This is a genomic window from Halalkalibacter flavus (assembly GCF_036663575.1).
GTDB lineage: Bacteria > Bacillota > Bacilli > Bacillales > Bacillaceae_D > Halalkalibacter > Halalkalibacter flavus.
Map to the genome: position 1 here is coordinate 115,941 of NZ_JAWRVK010000009.1, position 15,875 is coordinate 131,815.

General features: G+C 37.1%; 20 protein-coding genes and 1 pseudogene. 10 read left to right on the plus strand and 11 right to left on the minus strand.

Annotated elements, in window-relative coordinates; genetic code table 11:
* Positions 1 to 55: 55 nt before the first annotated feature.
* Positions 56 to 316 (minus strand): hypothetical protein, encoded by a 261-nt coding sequence (locus SAY88_RS08400; RefSeq protein ID WP_332630929.1) that lies wholly within the window; start codon positions 314 to 316, stop codon positions 56 to 58.
* 85 nt (positions 317 to 401) lie between these two features.
* Here SAY88_RS08400 and SAY88_RS08405 point away from each other — a divergent pair.
* The 3 genes and pseudogenes from SAY88_RS08405 to SAY88_RS08415 form a co-directional block, all read left to right on the plus strand.
* Positions 402 to 605 (plus strand): annotated as a pseudogene (locus SAY88_RS08405) (aldo/keto reductase); the annotation flags it as partial.
* Positions 606 to 1,006: 401 nt separating this feature from the next.
* Positions 1,007 to 1,303: a hypothetical protein gene (locus SAY88_RS08410; RefSeq protein WP_250098197.1), complete on the plus strand. Its 297-nt coding sequence runs from the start codon at positions 1,007 to 1,009 to the stop codon at positions 1,301 to 1,303.
* An 11-nt stretch (positions 1,304 to 1,314) separates the two neighbouring features.
* Positions 1,315 to 2,271 (plus strand): 2-hydroxyacid dehydrogenase, encoded by a 957-nt coding sequence (locus tag SAY88_RS08415; protein WP_332630932.1) that lies wholly within the window; start codon positions 1,315 to 1,317, stop codon positions 2,269 to 2,271.
* A gap of 81 nt (positions 2,272 to 2,352) precedes the next feature.
* Here SAY88_RS08415 and SAY88_RS08420 read toward each other — a convergent pair whose 3' ends face one another.
* The 7 genes from SAY88_RS08420 to SAY88_RS08450 all read right to left on the minus strand — a co-directional run bounded on the left by SAY88_RS08420 (position 2,353) and on the right by SAY88_RS08450 (position 8,594).
* Positions 2,353 to 3,627 (minus strand): HAMP domain-containing sensor histidine kinase, encoded by a 1,275-nt coding sequence (locus SAY88_RS08420; protein ID WP_332630934.1) that lies wholly within the window; start codon positions 3,625 to 3,627, stop codon positions 2,353 to 2,355.
* Positions 3,628 to 3,824: 197 nt separating this feature from the next.
* Positions 3,825 to 4,217 (minus strand): ectoine synthase, encoded by a 393-nt coding sequence (locus SAY88_RS08425; protein ID WP_034745932.1) that lies wholly within the window; start codon positions 4,215 to 4,217, stop codon positions 3,825 to 3,827.
* 218 nt (positions 4,218 to 4,435) lie between these two features.
* Positions 4,436 to 5,719, minus strand: a complete 1,284-nt coding sequence (gene ectB / locus SAY88_RS08430; RefSeq protein WP_332630936.1) for a diaminobutyrate--2-oxoglutarate transaminase — start codon at positions 5,717 to 5,719, stop codon at positions 4,436 to 4,438.
* A 76-nt stretch (positions 5,720 to 5,795) separates the two neighbouring features.
* The gene (gene ectA / locus SAY88_RS08435; protein WP_332630939.1) at positions 5,796 to 6,305 is read right to left on the minus strand and encodes a diaminobutyrate acetyltransferase; all 510 of its coding nucleotides are present in this window, start codon (positions 6,303 to 6,305) and stop codon (positions 5,796 to 5,798) included.
* A 331-nt stretch (positions 6,306 to 6,636) separates the two neighbouring features.
* Positions 6,637 to 6,756 carry a YfhE family protein gene (locus tag SAY88_RS08440; protein WP_084138611.1) on the minus strand — a complete coding sequence of 40 codons (120 nt, stop codon included), beginning with the start codon at positions 6,754 to 6,756 and terminating at the stop codon, positions 6,637 to 6,639.
* 63 nt (positions 6,757 to 6,819) lie between these two features.
* Entirely contained in the window at positions 6,820 to 7,371 is a 552-nt protein-coding gene (locus SAY88_RS08445) for a GNAT family N-acetyltransferase (protein ID WP_332631004.1), read from the minus strand.
* A gap of 314 nt (positions 7,372 to 7,685) precedes the next feature.
* Entirely contained in the window at positions 7,686 to 8,594 is a 909-nt protein-coding gene (locus SAY88_RS08450; RefSeq protein ID WP_332630948.1) for a TIGR01777 family oxidoreductase, read from the minus strand.
* 113 nt (positions 8,595 to 8,707) lie between these two features.
* On the opposite strand from SAY88_RS08450, the gene recX reads away from it, so the two are divergent.
* From recX to SAY88_RS08465, 3 genes are all read left to right on the plus strand, one after another.
* On the plus strand, positions 8,708 to 9,520 hold the full coding sequence (recX, locus tag SAY88_RS08455) for a recombination regulator RecX (protein ID WP_332630950.1): 813 nt from the start codon (positions 8,708 to 8,710) through the stop codon (positions 9,518 to 9,520).
* Between the two features lie 112 nt (positions 9,521 to 9,632).
* Complete coding sequence (locus SAY88_RS08460; protein WP_332630952.1) at positions 9,633 to 11,294, plus strand: L-lactate permease; 1,662 nt, start codon at positions 9,633 to 9,635, stop codon at positions 11,292 to 11,294.
* 69 nt (positions 11,295 to 11,363) lie between these two features.
* Positions 11,364 to 11,690, plus strand: coding sequence for a YfhH family protein (locus SAY88_RS08465; RefSeq protein WP_332630954.1), 327 nt, complete (start codon positions 11,364 to 11,366; stop codon positions 11,688 to 11,690).
* Positions 11,691 to 11,713: 23 nt separating this feature from the next.
* Here the strand turns inward: SAY88_RS08465 and SAY88_RS08470 are convergent, their stop codons facing one another.
* A complete protein-coding gene (locus SAY88_RS08470) occupies positions 11,714 to 11,878 on the minus strand; it encodes a YpzG family protein (RefSeq protein WP_332630955.1) in 165 nt (54 codons plus the stop codon).
* 60 nt (positions 11,879 to 11,938) lie between these two features.
* Positions 11,939 to 12,097, minus strand: a complete 159-nt coding sequence (sspK, locus tag SAY88_RS08475; RefSeq protein WP_250098188.1) for a small, acid-soluble spore protein K — start codon at positions 12,095 to 12,097, stop codon at positions 11,939 to 11,941.
* A gap of 91 nt (positions 12,098 to 12,188) precedes the next feature.
* Between sspK and SAY88_RS08480 the strand changes: the two genes are divergently transcribed.
* Positions 12,189 to 12,455, plus strand: a complete 267-nt coding sequence (locus SAY88_RS08480; protein ID WP_250098187.1) for a YfhJ family protein — start codon at positions 12,189 to 12,191, stop codon at positions 12,453 to 12,455.
* Positions 12,456 to 12,511: 56 nt separating this feature from the next.
* Here the strand turns inward: SAY88_RS08480 and SAY88_RS08485 are convergent, their stop codons facing one another.
* Positions 12,512 to 13,498 (minus strand): metal-dependent hydrolase, encoded by a 987-nt coding sequence (locus SAY88_RS08485; RefSeq protein WP_332630957.1) that lies wholly within the window; start codon positions 13,496 to 13,498, stop codon positions 12,512 to 12,514.
* Positions 13,499 to 13,587: 89 nt separating this feature from the next.
* On the opposite strand from SAY88_RS08485, the gene SAY88_RS08490 reads away from it, so the two are divergent.
* From SAY88_RS08490 to SAY88_RS08500, 3 genes are read left to right on the plus strand one after another with little or no spacing between them, the layout of a single operon-like run.
* The gene (locus tag SAY88_RS08490; protein ID WP_332630958.1) at positions 13,588 to 13,896 is read left to right on the plus strand and encodes a hypothetical protein; all 309 of its coding nucleotides are present in this window, start codon (positions 13,588 to 13,590) and stop codon (positions 13,894 to 13,896) included.
* Between the two features lie 10 nt (positions 13,897 to 13,906).
* Entirely contained in the window at positions 13,907 to 14,977 is a 1,071-nt protein-coding gene (mutY, locus tag SAY88_RS08495) for an A/G-specific adenine glycosylase (RefSeq protein ID WP_332630959.1), read from the plus strand.
* 15 nt (positions 14,978 to 14,992) lie between these two features.
* Positions 14,993 to 15,754 carry an SDR family NAD(P)-dependent oxidoreductase gene (locus SAY88_RS08500; RefSeq protein WP_332630960.1) on the plus strand — a complete coding sequence of 254 codons (762 nt, stop codon included), beginning with the start codon at positions 14,993 to 14,995 and terminating at the stop codon, positions 15,752 to 15,754.
* The last annotated feature ends 121 nt before the right edge of the window (positions 15,755 to 15,875 follow it).

Genomic DNA, 15,875 nt, shown 5'->3' on the forward strand with positions numbered 1-15,875 from the left:
TCCTTAATCACGGCTAGTAGCGAATCAGACTTTTGAATCACCTACTTTAAACGGGTTATTCATCTACTGTAGTAGATCTCAAATTCATTTGTTCGGCTTGCCGGTAAGCATCAACCATTCCCCAAATCCACATTATGGGATAGGTGATAAAACCGATAATAATGAACATTAATAGTGCGTTAATAAATTGAATAACCATAAACGCAATGCCTTTACCGATTTGACCGTTATAAATTTGACCAAGCCCACACCAAAGAGCACTTAGTACAGCAGCCAAACCAGGGCTTTTAGGGGGATGAGTTGGACCATGAGACATGTGTTTACCTCCTTTTTTAGCTGTTATTACAGGTTATTTACGGTAGAGGAAAATCATGACTTTCTTTTAGTGGGACAGATTATTAAAAATTCAGGAAGAAGTTGGGGCAGAAACGATCGATGAAGTGGCCTACGCATGGTTATATACTCATCCAGCACGTATCATGCCGATTGTTGGTTCTAGTCAGAAAGAAAGAATTACTAGAGCCGTTAAGGCATTGGAGGATCAACTTACACTTGATCAATGGTTTGAAATTCTCCATAGTTCAATGGGCTATAATGTTCCTTAATTAATAGAAAAGGTGACGATCCCGAGTACGTGTAAGGGGTGTCACCTTTTTTAAAGCTGTTATTTATAGATGTACTAACATTTACTATTTAGCATAATGTTAGTAAGAGCTGACTCATTAAATCGGGAATGCTATAGATATCGTTTAAGTCCAACTGATAGAAGAAGTAGGAGGATTTTCTAAATCTTTGTTGTTTGTCCGAGCTATACAGAGTAAAGTCGTGTCAGGATCCTCAAGCAAGAGGTTGGAAAAGGCTACCCCAAGACCTTTGGAGCTTCCAGTGATAATAACTAGTTCATATATTCTCTTTTCTAGATTATCAAATTAAGGAGGTTATCGTAGGAATTTGTCGAATGTTACAATAATAATAGTTTAGTAATATTTAGAGAAGGAGGAGAAACATGAATCTTTATAAAGCTCACTTTGTCCATCCACATACGCAAATTCCGTTAATTGTTTATTTTAATGAAAGCAATGGACATGTAACATTTGAGAAAGACAACGAAGTATTGGAAATTTTGCTTGAGTTAACAGAAGGAATGGCTGCCAACAGGACGTTTCTAGAAAACATGAACCTCACTTCAAATATTTGTCAAACACAATATCCAGTGAACTCTTTTCATGAGTTATATGAATTTCTGGAGGCGTTAGGAGTAAACAAGGACGATTTATCTTTTCAACAATTATTCATTCATTAAAGGAGAATTAGATGAAAATAGTCATAACCCGTCATTTACCGAATGACATAACAAAGGAACTTGTTGATAATTTTAATGTAGTGATGTGGGAAAAAGAAAATGAACCGATGCCGAGGAAACAGCTCCTAGAGGAAATTAAGGATGCTGATGGCTTATTCACGAATGTGGCTGATCAAATCGACTTTGAACTTTTAGAAAGGGCACCAAAACTAAAAGTAATTAGTACAATGGCAGTCGGACATGACAATATTGATATTAATGAAGCTAGAAATAGGGGGATCGTTGTTGGTCATACACCAGGAGTTCTAACTGAAGCAACCGCTGATTTGACGTTTGCCCTTTTAATGGCTGCTGGACGAAGAATTGTGGAAGGCATGGATGTTATTAGGCAGAATGAATGGAACAGTTGGGGGCCTTTTTTCTTAACAGGACAAGGGATTTATAAGAAAAGTATCGGAATCATTGGTATGGGCAGAATCGGTTTAGGTGTTGCTAGAAGAGCAAAAGGATTCCAAATGGATATTCTTTATTATAATAGAAGTCGAAATAGAGAAGCTGAGGAAGAGCTAAATGCAACATACTGTGAGTTAGATGAACTGTTAACAAAAGCAGATTATATTGTTCTATTAGCTCCTTCGACAAAAGATACATACAAAATGATTGGTAAAGCAGAGTTTGCCAAAATGAAACATACCGCTGTGTTTATTAATACATCAAGAGGGACCAACGTTGATGAGGAAGCATTGTATCATGCTCTCCAGTCTGGGGAGATTTTTGCAGCTGGATTAGATGTATTTGATCCAGAGCCAATCGATTCTGAACATCCTTTATTAAAACTAAGAAATGTTACTGCTTTACCTCATATTGGGAGTGCTGCAATTGAAACAAGGATCGAAATGGCTAGATTAGCTTGTGAAAACTTGCTTAATGGACTCAAAGGACAACCTTTAGTACATGAGGTAAAATAAACTTCAAAGATAAAGCACCAGGGAACGAAATCCTGAAAAAACCGATCATTCTCAGTATTTTTTTCGATTCCCAAGTGCTTTTTACATTTTACAATCTACTTTAGGTAGCTTTATGGTGAAACGTGTACCAATTCCTTGCTTACTATCTACCTCTATTTCTCCACGCATGGCTTTAATAATGCTATACACGACCATCGTTCCAAGACCTGTTCCGGTTGTTTTTGTTGAATAGTACGGTGTCCCTAATCTCCGCACTTGATCCTTACTCATTCCTATACCTGTATCTTGTATATCAATGACAGCTTGTTCATTTGATTGATGCAAGTTAATTGTCAATTGTCCACTGCCAGCCATAGCTTCAATTCCATTTTTAATAATATTAATGAGACATTGATGAAATTTTTGCCGTTCTCCCGCAACGAATATAGTCTCTGCTTTGAATAAATGAATGGTTATATTTCGCATCGTTGCATAAGGGGTTACGATTTTCATTACATAGTCAATCTCTTCATTTAGCTCAAGAAGCTCAACGTTTTCAAGAGATGGCTTTGCAAATGTTAAATAATCAGAGATAATAACTTCTGCTCGTTCTAACTCATTTAGAGAAAGGCGAATATAAAATTCTTTTTTATCATCTGAAATTGTTGTATCTTGCAAAAGTTGGAGAAATCCCTTTGTTACAGTAAGAGGATTTCTAACTTCGTGTGAAATACTTGCCGCCATTTCACTAACAACTTTAAGCTTCTCTAGTTCTTTTAATTCACTTAACATATGGCTTTCGGTTTTGGCTCGTTCAATAAATAAAATAAATAAAGTGATGGCTATGACTTGTGTACTATAAAAAAGAATTAATGAGGTCCAACCATTCCCCGTTAGGTTTACTTTAAAGAAATATATAACAGTTAAGATTAAAATGACACTCGTCGCCATTGCTAAGGTTGCTAAAATTAGTTTATTTTTAAATTTCGTTGCTGCTTTGAAGCGTGGAGTAAGATAGATTAATCCGATAAACATTAACACGTAAATAATCAGAGATGAATAAAAACCTGGACCGTGATCTAATATGAAACGATAAGAGAGTAAGACAATTAATAAGGAAACACCAACTTTACGTCCGCCATATAATATCCCAATAATAAAAGGAATTTGTCGAAAGTCAAAATAAAAACCAGGACTAATGGAAAGAGGAAATGTCATACATAAAATAATAGATACTGCTGAGATTATGCCAATTAATATCTCATTAGAGACTTTGTTAATTTTCCCTTCGACATATTTGTGGTAAATAAAGAATAGAAAAAATACAAAAGAGAGGTTTAACAAAAAAATTTGAAGGTCAAAAATTATCTCACTCACAATTTTCCCTCTTTTTCTACATTATTTATCTCTCTACTTCTTTCTTACTAGTTCTATTTCCTCCTTCATGAAGGGGTTTTTTTATAGTCTACTAAAAAGTATGACACCATTTTGACATGTTTGAAAAAAGGAAGGGGTTACATGGTATAAAAAGAAAGAAACCCAGCTGATTCGTCAGCTGGGTTTCTTTCTTTTTATTAGTCCTCATCTACAGGATAAACACCATTTTCATCATGTACTTCTCTTCCTGTAATAGGTGGGTTAAATACGCAAACCATACGCATATCTCCCTTTTCACTTGCACGAAGAAGGTGCTCATCATGTTTATCTAATACATAAATTTCATCTTTTTTGATTGGCCACACTTTGCCATCAGCAAGTGTTTCTACTTCACCTTCACCTTCAATGCAGTATACAGATTCAAGGTGATTTTGGTACCAGATATGAGTTTCTGTACCAGCTTTAATAATTGTATCGTGGACTGAATAACCCATGCCTGAATCTTTTAATACAAGACGGCGACTAATCCAATTTCCTCCGTCAACTTCTTGATCAGTTCCTATTATATCTTTTAGTTTAACGACTTTCATGATGTATACCTCCAAGTGTTATTTCAACGACTTTGTTGATTTTTAATCATTTTTCCCTTAATGGGGGTCCGTTACATTGCGCTTCAGGCACTTGCTTTCCGCGGGGTCTTGACTTTTCCTCTATTTCCCGCAGGAGTCAAGTGCCTTCCGCTCCATTCCACTTTCGTTCTCATCGCTTATCAAAAGCAACAAACTTGCGAAAAGAGCTTTTTATTAAGTTACGATGTTACTAGTTCTTTCGATCCTAGGACAGCCTTCACACTGTCTTCAATGATTTTGAATCCTTTTTCTAAACCTTCATCATCGATAATAAGTGGTGGGAAGAGCTTAAATACTTCATCCTTTGGTCCAGATGTTTCCATAATCAAACCGCGCTCAAATGCTTCAGCTGCAATTTGACCTGATAATCCCTCAACTTCTGAAGCAATTCCAACCATGTAACCACGACCTTTAGCTTCTCCTTTTAACTCAGGATAGTCAGCAACAATTCTCTCTAGGAATTTGAAAATACGTTCTGATTTCTCTTGAATATTCTTTTCGAAGTTCTCATCTTTCCAATAGGAAAGAGCGGCAGTAGCTGTAACAAATGCGTGGTTGTTTCCACGGAATGTACCATTATGCTCACCAGGAGCCCAAATGTCTAATTCTGGACGGATCAAGGTAATAGCTAGTGGCAAACCGTATCCACCAATTGATTTTGACATACAAACGATATCTGGTTTGATTCCTGCTTTTTCAAAACTAAAGAATGTTCCAGTACGACCAACACCTGCTTGAACATCGTCAACGATAAGCAGAATGCCCCAACGCTTACAAATTTGTTCTACACGTTGTAACCACTCGAAGCTTGCAGCATTAATACCGCCTTCACCTTGGACTGTCTCGAGGATCATTGCAGCAGGGATTTCAACTCCGCTACCTCCATCCTCTAGGAAACGCTCGAGATACTCCAGAGTGTCGAGGTTGTCATTAACAAAGCTATCATAAGGCATTGTTACGACATTTTGTAATGGAATTCCAGCACCTTTACGTTTGAACGCATTACCTGTAACTGAAAGGGCACCAATTGTCATACCATGGAAGCCATTTGTAAAGCTAATAATATCTGTACGTCCTGTGACCTTACGTGCTAATTTTAATGCACTTTCAACAGTATTTGTTCCTGTAGGTCCAGGGAACATTACTTTATAATCGAGATTTCTTGGTTCTAAAATTACGTCATTAAAAGTTGTTAAAAATTCAGCTTTTGGAGCTGTCGCCATATCAAGCGAATGTGTGATGCCATCACTTAAGATATAATCGACTAACTTTGCCTTCATCGTAGGATCATTATGACCGTAATTCAATGCACCTGCACCTGAAAAGAAATCGATGTATTCTGTTCCTTTTTCGTCCCACATTTTATAGCCTTTTGCTTTCGTAAAGACAGTTGGGAAACTACGGCAGTAACTACGTACCTCAGATTCAAGCTTTTCAAAAATCGTCATATCTGTTTGACTCATCGTCTTTTTTCCTCCTAATAATACCTATACCGGGTAATGTATTTTTGTTATTTCATTTAACCTAGCTTATAAGGTGTTACTTAGTTTTTATCGGACCAACACGGAAAGTAAGTTCTTTTTCATGCCCCTCTTCAGGGAATAAATCTTCTGCAAAACATTCACTTACTTCACATATGGTTTCAAAACTACGAGCTAAGCGGCGGAATAACGCCTGTGATGCTTCATTTGACGGTGTAACGGTTGCTTCAACATAATTTACTTCACTACAACCTTCTCGTTGTACTAATTCATGTAGTAATTTTGAAGCCAATCCTTTTCCTCTTTGAGAAGAATGAACACCAATCTGCCAAACAAACACAACATCTTGTCGTTCTGGAGGAATAAAAGCAGTGACGAATCCAACGACTTGATCGTTTTCCTTCGCGACAACACATGTTTCTGCAAAGAATTCACACATCATAATGTATTTATAAGCAGAGTTTTGATCGAGTGTTGACTCATTAACTAATTCCCACATCGCTGCTCCGTCTTCAACAGAAGGCTTCAGAAATTGAACCGATCCTGTTTTTATAGGAGCAGGAGCCATTTGACTTTTAATGTTGGTATCCCCCTTGCATCCAAATTTTGTTTACTCATTAATCATAAGGGCAGTCTTGAAACGACGCAACTTAGCTTAAGTGGGATTAATGAGCGTGAGACACGATTAAATGGGATTAAGGTATGTGGGAACAGTCATTGCTGAAATTGCTTCTAAATGGTTAAGTTTTCTAACTAATTGAAAAAGACAGACTAAATCTGATGAAGGAAACCCTTGTTTTATAAGGGTTTAAAGAGGTGTAAAATATTTGGAAGAAACAAAATAAAGAGGAAAACACCTGTTTTTTAGGTGTTTTCCTCTTTAAATGATCATTATTTAATTACGATTTACTTCTATTTGCAGCGCGATCAGCAGCTCTAAACTCTGATCCATAACGAACTTCTTGGGCTTTACGCAATGTGCTTCGCTCTTCTTGAGCTCGACGTTTTCTACTTTCCATACTGACCACCACTTTCTATAAGGTTAATACCAGTATGGACAAAATAATGAAAGTTAATCGCAATTATGCTTCTTTTATTTCTAGTTCATCTTGCGTTGTTCTCATTAAATGAAGATGATATTGGTCTTTTTCAATTTGAAAAAGGTTATAGACGTCTTCCTTTTCGTTAATTTGCTCGTAAATATCTCGTCTAAATTCATTAGCGAGTGTACAGTAAGGTAATTTATTTGCAGCCATATAGGACCTTACATTTTCTTTCCGAATCCGCATAAAAACTGTTTGGATATCACAAGAGAAGAAGAGCTCTTCAAAGAATGCATCTTTAGCTACTTTATTATACCCTTTTCCAAAGTATGGTTTCCCAATCCAAGTTCCTAAGAATCCACTTTGATTGGAAATATCAAATAAGTTAATCGTTCCAATTGGTGCGCCCCACTCATCGACAATTGTACGGGAGATGAGTTCGCCGCGCTCTTCTGCTTCAATTGTCTGTTTTGTTAAGAACACAAATTCATCATATGAATATGCCTTCTGACGAACATATGGAAACACGGCCGGGTCCACTAACAATTCGAACAAAGCATGACAATCTGCGACGTCTCGTTTTTTTAAAATCACAAAAAGCCCTCCTTTTTGATGAGGGCAGAATCGTTCCACCCTCGAATTTAATAATGTTGCGTATCAAATTCGGGGTGGGAATCGAACCCACTAGAACCAGCATAGCTGGTGGCGCACCAATTGCCTTCCCAATGCTTATTTAATCGTTTATTAAGCTATATAGGGTATTCTAGTGTGTTTATGCTTATGAAACAATCTGTTAAGACTATAATTCGCTCATTTACTCTTGAATCCTTCTATATATTAAATGTTTTTTTCGAAAAAAGATACCTATTTTTTATAAATTTTTCGTGAAAAAATCTACCATTTCGTTATTGTTTTAGAAGGTCTTCTAAAGCAGAAGGCAGTGTAGGAAATAAGTATGAATATTTTTGTGAAATAGCTTTTTGGGGTATTACTTTTTGCCCGTCCAAAACAAGAGTACTCATTTCACCTAATAGTAGTTGTAATGCAAACGTAGGGGTAGGGAAATAGTGAGGTCTATTTAGTACGCGAGCTAACGTCTTACCAAATTCATTCATTTGACAAGGGGAAGGTGCTATTACGTTAAAGGCTCCAACTATATCTGATTGACATACTGCAAAGGAAAACATACGAATGGCATCGTCAATATGAATCCAGCTTAACCACTGCTTGCCAGAGCCGAGTGGGCCTCCGATAAAGAATTGATAAGGAAGGAGCATACGATTTAGAGCACCTTCATTTGGATCTAACACTACACCTAGTCTACAAAAAACTACTCGAACCCCGTATTTAGAGGCTTTTTTAGCTTCATTTTCCCATTTTGTTACAACCGCAGAGAGAAAGTTACTCTCGGTAGGTTCGGATTTCTCTGTAAAAGTCTTTTTTAATGAGTTGCCGTAAAAACCAATGGCTGAGGCGTTAACGAGGACCTTTGGTTTGTTTGGCAATTGTTCAATGAGATTAATGATCGCTTGTGTAGAATCAATTCTACTTTGGAGAATCTTTTTCTTTCTTTGATGTGTCCACCTTCCTGAGCCAATGGATTCTCCCGCAAGGTTAATCACAGCATCGACCTGACCTAAGTTATCTTCAGGCTTTGCATCTTTATGAAGCCACTCTATATATTGGACAGAAGGTTTGACTGGTTTATTAGAGGCATCTCTTGTTAAAATGAAAATGGAATGACCTTGTTTAATTAATAAGTCAGATAGTTTCTTACCAATAAATCCTGTACCACCTGCAATCACAATATTCATACCCGTTACCCTCCTGTAATAAATGCTTTATTTCGTTGATATTATGTTTAGTTTACGTGTAATAGGGAATGTTTGGCAAAATTTTTTAGCAATCAAGTTGGGGGTGAAGATTAGTGGCAGTTATAGCCAAAATTGAAATTCAGAAACGAAATAAAAGTCGATATAATGTATTTTTAACTAAAGGTCACTCTGTAGAATATGCCCTTAGTGTTGATGAGGACCTATTAATTAAGCACCGTTTAACAAAAGGTTTAGAAATTAATGAGGATACGTTAATACAATTAATTGATGAAGATGAGAAGAAAAAAACGTATAACCTAGCTATAAATTATCTTTCTTACCGTATGCGGTCTGTTCATGAGATGAAACAGTATTTAGAGAAAAAAGAAAAAGAGCAGAATCATATTAATGAAGTGATATATGAATTACTTCAGCAGGGATTCTTGAATGATCAGGAATTTGCACATGCTTATATTAGGTCAAAGCAACTGACCTTAATGAGAGGTCCCTTAAAACTTAAGCAAGAGCTCTTGCAAAAAGGAGTGAACGATGCAGTCATTGAAGCAGCATTGGCTTCTTTTTCTGAAGAAGTACAAAAGGAAAAAATCGTAACTTGGTTAAAAAAACAGCAATCAAAGAAAAGTAGCAAAGTAAGTAGCAAAGCTTTTAAAGAAAAACTTTCCAATCAACTGGTTACAAAAGGTTATTCACAGAGGGTTATTGCAGAAGCACTTCAGTTAGTTGATTTTCCTGAGGAGCTTACGGAAGAGTGGGAAGCGATTTGTTTTCAGGGTGATAAGATTAAAAGAAAGCTTGAAGGGAAATATACTGGGTGGGAATATGAGCAACGGTTGAAACAGCAACTGTATCGCAAAGGATTTCCAATGGATGTAATCGAACAATATATAAGTGAAGGAGACAATTGAATCTCCTTTTTTTATACACAAAGTTTGTGAAATATTGAACAAACTTTGTGTATAATAATAATGAGAAGTGTTCTTATACTATTCATAAGTTCTATAGGAATGGGTGGGGGAAATGGTAACAATTATTGCTTTAACACCGATTATTGCCGTATTAGTATTCTTGGTCTTGTTAAGAATGCCAGCAATGAAAGCAATGCCTATTAGTTTGATTGTTACAGGAGCTATCGCCTTTTTCTTTTGGAGGGTTCCTGTGACTCAGCTTGCAGCTGCTTCTATCGAAGGGGTATTGATCGGTTTATCAATTTTATATATTGTATTTGGAGCTATTCTTTTGTTAAATACATTGCAAGCAAGTGGGGCAATTGATACGATTCGAAACAGCTTTCTAGGAATCAGCAACGACCGTCGAGTTCAGGTTATTCTTATTGCTTGGTTGTTTGGTGCTTTTATTGAGGGAGCAGCTGGTTTTGGGACTCCTGCAGCGATTGCTGCTCCTTTGTTAGTTGCCCTTGGTTTTCCTCCTCTAGCTGCTGTTGTATTAGCGCTAGTTGCAGATAGTAGTCCAGTTTCGTTTGGTGCAGTTGGAACCCCTGTTATTGTTGGAGTTCAGCAAGGACTACAGGAAGGAGCTGATTTAGCACCAGTTGCTGCTGTTTATTTACAAGGAATAAATATGACAGATTTTCTTAGAATGTTAGCGTCGCAAGTTATGCAAATCGATGTTATTGTTGGGACGTTTATGCCGCTCATTTTAGTTCTTATGCTAACTAGATTCTTTGGAGAGAGACGTTCATGGAGAGAAGGTCTAGTCATGTGGAAGTTTGCTATTTTTGCTGGCTTTAGCTTTACAGTTCCGGCTTTACTTGTGGCGACTTTTATTGGACCAGAATTTCCAGCAATTATTGGGGGACTGTCTGGGTTAGTATTTGTTTTATTTGCGTTAAAAAGACGTTGGTTCTTACCAGCTGAGACGTGGGATTTTGGGGATGAGGCAACATGGAACAAAGAATGGCTTGGTTCTATCTCTGTAGAAAAAAGTAAAAAACAAGTGACGATGGCACTTACGCTTGCATGGCTTCCCTATATTTTACTTGGCATCGTTTTAGTATTAACACGCCTTGATGTATTGCCACTTAAAAGCTGGTTACTAAGTTTCATTATTGGTTGGGAAAATATACTAGGTAGTGAAATTAGTGCGAATTTTCAACCGTTATATTTACCGGGGACTGTTTTCTTATTTGTGGTTGCTTTAACCTATTTCCTACACCGTATGAAGTTTTCTTCTTTTAAGATGGCATTTGGAGTATCAGTAAGAGCGTTGATTGGTACGTCTATTACGCTATTTACTGCTGTTCCAATGGTAAGAATATTTATTAACTCTGGAGTGAACGGTGCTGGACTAGACAGTATGCCTGTTGAACTAGCATATCAAGCGTCTGCATATTTAGGAGATGGATGGCCGCTAGTTGCTCCTTTTATTGGAGCATTAGGTTCATTTATTTCAGGAAGTGCCACATTTAGTAATATGATGTTCTCATTATTTCAGTTTAATGTAGCGGATCAAACAGGTTTAAACCCAATGCTGATTTTAGGGCTGCAAGTACTCGGAGCGAATGCAGGTAATATGATTTGCGTAGTTAATGTCGTCGCTGCTGCTTCAGTGGTTGGGCTTGTTGGAAAAGAAGGAGTTATCATTCGAATGACGATGCTACCAATGCTTTATTATGCCGGAATATCTGGCGTAATTGGTTTCATTCTCTCTTTCTTCTTGTAACCAATTCCTTTGTTTGTAAGGTAAGTTTCAACTATAATGAAAGAGGATGAACGGAGGGACATAGTAAATATGGAACAACAACAAAAAAGATTTAGTCAAATGACAGAATATGAACTACGAACTGAAATCGCACGGTTGAATGAAAAGGCAAAAAAAGCAGAACAATTAGGAATGTCAAATGAATTTGCTGTATATGAGCGCCGTGTACTTTTAGCGAAAGCTTATTTATTAAATCCTGATGATTTTGAACCGGGAAAGACTTATGAAATTGAAGGGGGATCCTCGTTTCAAATTTCTTATATGAATGGCTATTTTGCGTGGGGTTACAGGGATAATCAAACAAATCTAGAGGCTGTTCCTATTTCATTATTTGTTAAAAAAGAAGGAGAAGAATAATGTCTTCTCCTTCTAAATGTAAATTATCTTGTTTCTGCTTTTCTGTGTAATCGAACTTTAATATCGGTTTGACTCATTTGAGTTTCTCCGCCTATTTGTTTGGAAGCGTGCTTTGGACTTGCACGAGGTGAATCAAATGGACTTTTATATTCTTGTCCAGCTTGGAAATTCATACTCCTCTTACCCATAGGTTGGCACCTCCAGAAACGTTGGTTGTAATTAAACTCATTATTTAATTACAAATTCAATTAATTGTTCGTATCACCATCAGTGGTTCTCATACGATCTCTAGGTCTCGTATTAATGCTTAAATCTGCACGTTTGGATTCATTTTTGTTTCTAATGTCTTTTGGTGAATTCCCCTCGAACTTAATATGGTTTGGAAAGCCTTTTGCTTTGTTTCGCATTGATGGACCCCCCTTTCCAACGTGTTCAGTAGTATTATTAACACGCACAAATAAGTTATGAGACGTAAACTTTGTCAAAGGAGGAAAAGGTGTGGAGGACAGATTTCAACGGTTAACTGAACAGCTATTAGCTGTAAATTCAAATATTACAGTATCACAAGCAAGAACGTGGGTTGAAAGTTTATGGGAAGATTTTGAAACAACCCGTGCTAAAGGTGGATGGTCTTATCAAGGGCAGGATCAAACGGAAAAGATTGTTACTAAATGGATTAGCCAATATGGACCTTTTTTACATAAATACAACCCAAGTAAAGAAAAATTTTCTCATTTGAATAAAGACGACGAGAGGAAGCATTAAGAAGAGGAGTATCCCAGAAGGTCCGTTTAGACCTGAAAGGGGACAACTCCTCTTTTTTATTCCGTAACAATGTTTAATTTTTTTTGAAGTGTTTCTTCACTGAATACCCAACCGGTGTAGGAACTTAAAATATTTAAGTCTCCATCAAGTTGGACTATTGCTACAAATGGATAATGTCCTTTACTTCGATAACGTAAATCAACAAAACGTACTTCCGTAATATCATTTTCCTTATCTTCAACTTCCCAACGATAGGAAGGTGAAAAAGATAAGAATGCTGATAAATTTGGATCTTTTCTGGCTTCATTAATAACTGGAATATCTGGAATCGGATCAAATGAATATTGCTCAAAGTATTCGATTTGATGATTTCGAGATTCTGTTACAAACATAATCTCAGGAGTTCGAATAACAACATGCCATTGATTCCACCTAATTGTAGGAGAGACAAAAACATGACTAGCATCTGGATGCAATTTCTTTGCATGATTAACGACGCGCTGCTTCTCCCAAATTCGCCAAATATAATACCCAATTAACACAAAATATAATAGCAAGATGGTCGGGCCTGGTGGCGCTAACCCAAGTCCCCATATGCCAAATGCAACAAGGTGGCTAAAGAAAATAAACGGATCAAAGATGTTAATTATGCCTAGAGCAATCCATTTGTTTGAAAATGGTCTAAGAGCTTGCGTGCCGTATGCATTAAATATGTCGACAAAAACATGAAGAAAAACAGCAATAAAAGACCAAAGTAATACGATAGACCAGTTAGTTTCTGGTGTGATCATCAAAATACCACTTGTAATTAGAAGAGGCCATATAAAGATGGCTGGAACGGAATGTGTAATTCCACGATGGTTTCGTATGTATACAGCATTATTTCGTAATTTTAATACTGTATCGAAATCAGGTGCTTGAGAACCGATGATTGTAGCTATCATGACCGACGTGGGAAGCAATGGATCGTTTGCGATTGTTGCGCTTAAAGTTGCTAATCCACCGAGAGCAACGCCCATTACTACATGAGTACCTGTATCCATCGTGTGAGATACCTCCTTATCGATCTAAAACATGGTATAGTTTATTTATACCCGAAATGACATTGTTTAAAAAGGGGAGATTAAAAGAAATGACGAAACCTTTACAGATTTTTATGGAATATAAAGTGAATAAAAGTTGCATCAGTGAATATGAGCAAGTAATGAAAGAGATTATGGATGTACTTCCAGATTTTGAAGCAACAAATATTCAGTGGTATGTTGCCGACGATCAGCCACATCTTTATGTAGAGATGTACGAAGTTCCAACGACTTCGCATTACCAAATTTTAAAAAAGTTACGTCGCTCAAAAGAACATTTGATTTTCAGCAAGATGGTCCCATTAATTGAAGGTGGAGCAGATAAAATACACTGCTGGGCTTTTCAAAGGAAGGAATAGTGATTTTACATTGGAACAAAAGCAATTGAGAAATTTTAACATCACAGGATTTCAGCATCAGTTAGTTAGTTGGTTTCAAGAGAACCAACGCGAACTACCATGGAGAATATCGAAAGACCCTTATCGAGTTTGGGTTTCAGAAATTATGTTGCAGCAAACAAGAGTAGAGACAGTTATCCCGTATTACAATGCATTTATGAGAGAGTTTCCTACCCTCGAAGCATTGGCTGAAGCGGAGGAAGATCGAATATTAAAAGCATGGGAAGGTCTTGGTTATTACTCTCGTGTTCGTAATTTACAGACTGCTGTTCGTGAAGTGGTAGAGCGGTATGAGGGTGAGGTTCCGAATACAAGAGAGGAAATTTCTTCTTTAAAAGGAGTTGGACCATACACCGCTGGAGCTGTATTAAGTATCGCTTACGGTAAACCGGAGCCTGCTGTAGATGGAAACGTAATGCGAGTCCTTTCTCGAGTATTATTGGTTGACGAAGATATCGCAAAGGCTTCGACGAGAAAACTTTTTGAAAAAATATTATATGATCTTGTCTCCAAGGAAGATCCATCTTCATTTAATCAAGGTTTAATGGAGCTAGGAGCGCTTATTTGTACACCTACGTCTCCTGGGTGTTTACTATGCCCAGTGAGGGAGCATTGCCGGGCTTATGATCAAGGAAAACAAGAGGAACTCCCGATAAAGTCAAAAAAGAAAAAACAAACATCGAAGCAAATGGCCGCAATAGTTCTTCGTAATGAGCGTGGAGAGGTAATGATTGAAAAACGACCGGAAACAGGCTTATTAGCTAGGCTTTGGCAATTTCCTAACTTTGAAGTTACAGATCAATTGTCTGTGGAAGAGCAATTTTTGAAAGTTTATAATATACAAGTTGAATTGGGTGAACAAATCCAAAAGGTTGAACATGCTTTTTCCCATCTGATATGGAATATCACAGTTTATGAAGGGCGAGTAAGTGGTCAACCCGATGGTGGACAAGCTACAAGAAGGTGGATTTCAATAAAAGAAATTGAAAAGTATGCGTTCCCCGTTTCGCATCAGAAAATAATTCAGAAATCGTTATTGTAAAATGGAGGGGTTCTAATGGATTTGCAGTTAACAAATAAAGTAGTTCTTGTTACGGGAGGTTCGAAAGGTATCGGTTACGCAATTGCTTCCGCTTTTCATAAAGAAGGAGCAAAAGTGGCGATTGTAGCAAGGGGGAAAGAAGCACTGAATGATGTGCAAGAAAAGTTAAAAGAAAACATTATAACAATTCAGGCAGATATGACAATAGAAAAAGAAAGAGAACAAGTTATTGAGAAAGTAGTAGCTGCCTTTGGAACAATTGACATCCTTATCAACAATGTAGGGGGAAGTAATGGTTCGAATACAGCTGAAACGGAACTCGCATTATTTCATGAAGCATTTGAATTAAATTATTTCTCTGCTGTGCATTTTAGTAAGCTTGTTCTGCCTTATTTAAAAGAAAAACAAGCTGGAAGCATTATCAATATATCATCTATTTTTGGAAGGGAATCCGGCGGTAAAGTAACATACAACAGCGCAAAGGCGGCAATGATAAGCTTCACAAAAGCATTAGCAGATGAAGGAATAAAGGATGGGGTTCGCGTTAATGGAGTGGCACCAGGTTCAATCCTACATCCATCAGGAAACTGGCAGCGAAGGCTGGATGAAAATCCAGAAAAAATAAACAAATTTGTTCAAGATGAAATTCCTGCAGGACGATTTGGAACAGCAGATGAAGTAGCTAATGTTGTAACATTTTTAGCCTCCGAAAAAGCAAGTTGGGTTGTAGGCGCAACGATTAATGTAGATGGGGGACAGTCTAAGTCTAATTTTTAAGAGCAGACCCCTCTGAAACTATATACAGTGAAAAAATGGGGTCTAATGTGTAGATTTTCTCTGTATGCAGTTAAGTTGGGGTCAGACACCTTTACATATAAATATTATTATTTATCTAGGA

Bases quoted from the DNA above. Each gene is read 5' to 3' on its own strand.
- SAY88_RS08460 (WP_332630952.1), top strand. From the start codon at position 9,633: ATGGTAACAATTATTGCTTTAACACCGATTATTGCCGTATTAGTATTC.
- SAY88_RS08470 (WP_332630955.1), bottom strand. From the start codon at position 11,878: ATGGGTAAGAGGAGTATGAATTTCCAAGCTGGACAAGAATATAAAAGT.
- SAY88_RS08440 (WP_084138611.1), bottom strand. From the start codon at position 6,756: ATGGAAAGTAGAAAACGTCGAGCTCAAGAAGAGCGAAGCACATTGCGT.
- SAY88_RS08450 (WP_332630948.1), bottom strand. From the start codon at position 8,594: ATGAATATTGTGATTGCAGGTGGTACAGGATTTATTGGTAAGAAACTA.
- SAY88_RS08425 (WP_034745932.1), bottom strand. From the start codon at position 4,217: ATGAAAGTCGTTAAACTAAAAGATATAATAGGAACTGATCAAGAAGTT.
- SAY88_RS08465 (WP_332630954.1), top strand. From the start codon at position 11,364: ATGGAACAACAACAAAAAAGATTTAGTCAAATGACAGAATATGAACTA.
- SAY88_RS08490 (WP_332630958.1), top strand. From the start codon at position 13,588: ATGACGAAACCTTTACAGATTTTTATGGAATATAAAGTGAATAAAAGT.
- SAY88_RS08400 (WP_332630929.1), bottom strand. From the start codon at position 316: ATGTCTCATGGTCCAACTCATCCCCCTAAAAGCCCTGGTTTGGCTGCT.
- SAY88_RS08415 (WP_332630932.1), top strand. From the start codon at position 1,315: ATGAAAATAGTCATAACCCGTCATTTACCGAATGACATAACAAAGGAA.
- ectB (WP_332630936.1), bottom strand. From the start codon at position 5,719: ATGAGTCAAACAGATATGACGATTTTTGAAAAGCTTGAATCTGAGGTA.
- sspK (WP_250098188.1), bottom strand. From the start codon at position 12,097: ATGCGAAACAAAGCAAAAGGCTTTCCAAACCATATTAAGTTCGAGGGG.
- SAY88_RS08500 (WP_332630960.1), top strand. From the start codon at position 14,993: ATGGATTTGCAGTTAACAAATAAAGTAGTTCTTGTTACGGGAGGTTCG.
- SAY88_RS08410 (WP_250098197.1), top strand. From the start codon at position 1,007: ATGAATCTTTATAAAGCTCACTTTGTCCATCCACATACGCAAATTCCG.
- ectA (WP_332630939.1), bottom strand. From the start codon at position 6,305: ATGGCTCCTGCTCCTATAAAAACAGGATCGGTTCAATTTCTGAAGCCT.
- SAY88_RS08485 (WP_332630957.1), bottom strand. From the start codon at position 13,498: ATGGATACAGGTACTCATGTAGTAATGGGCGTTGCTCTCGGTGGATTA.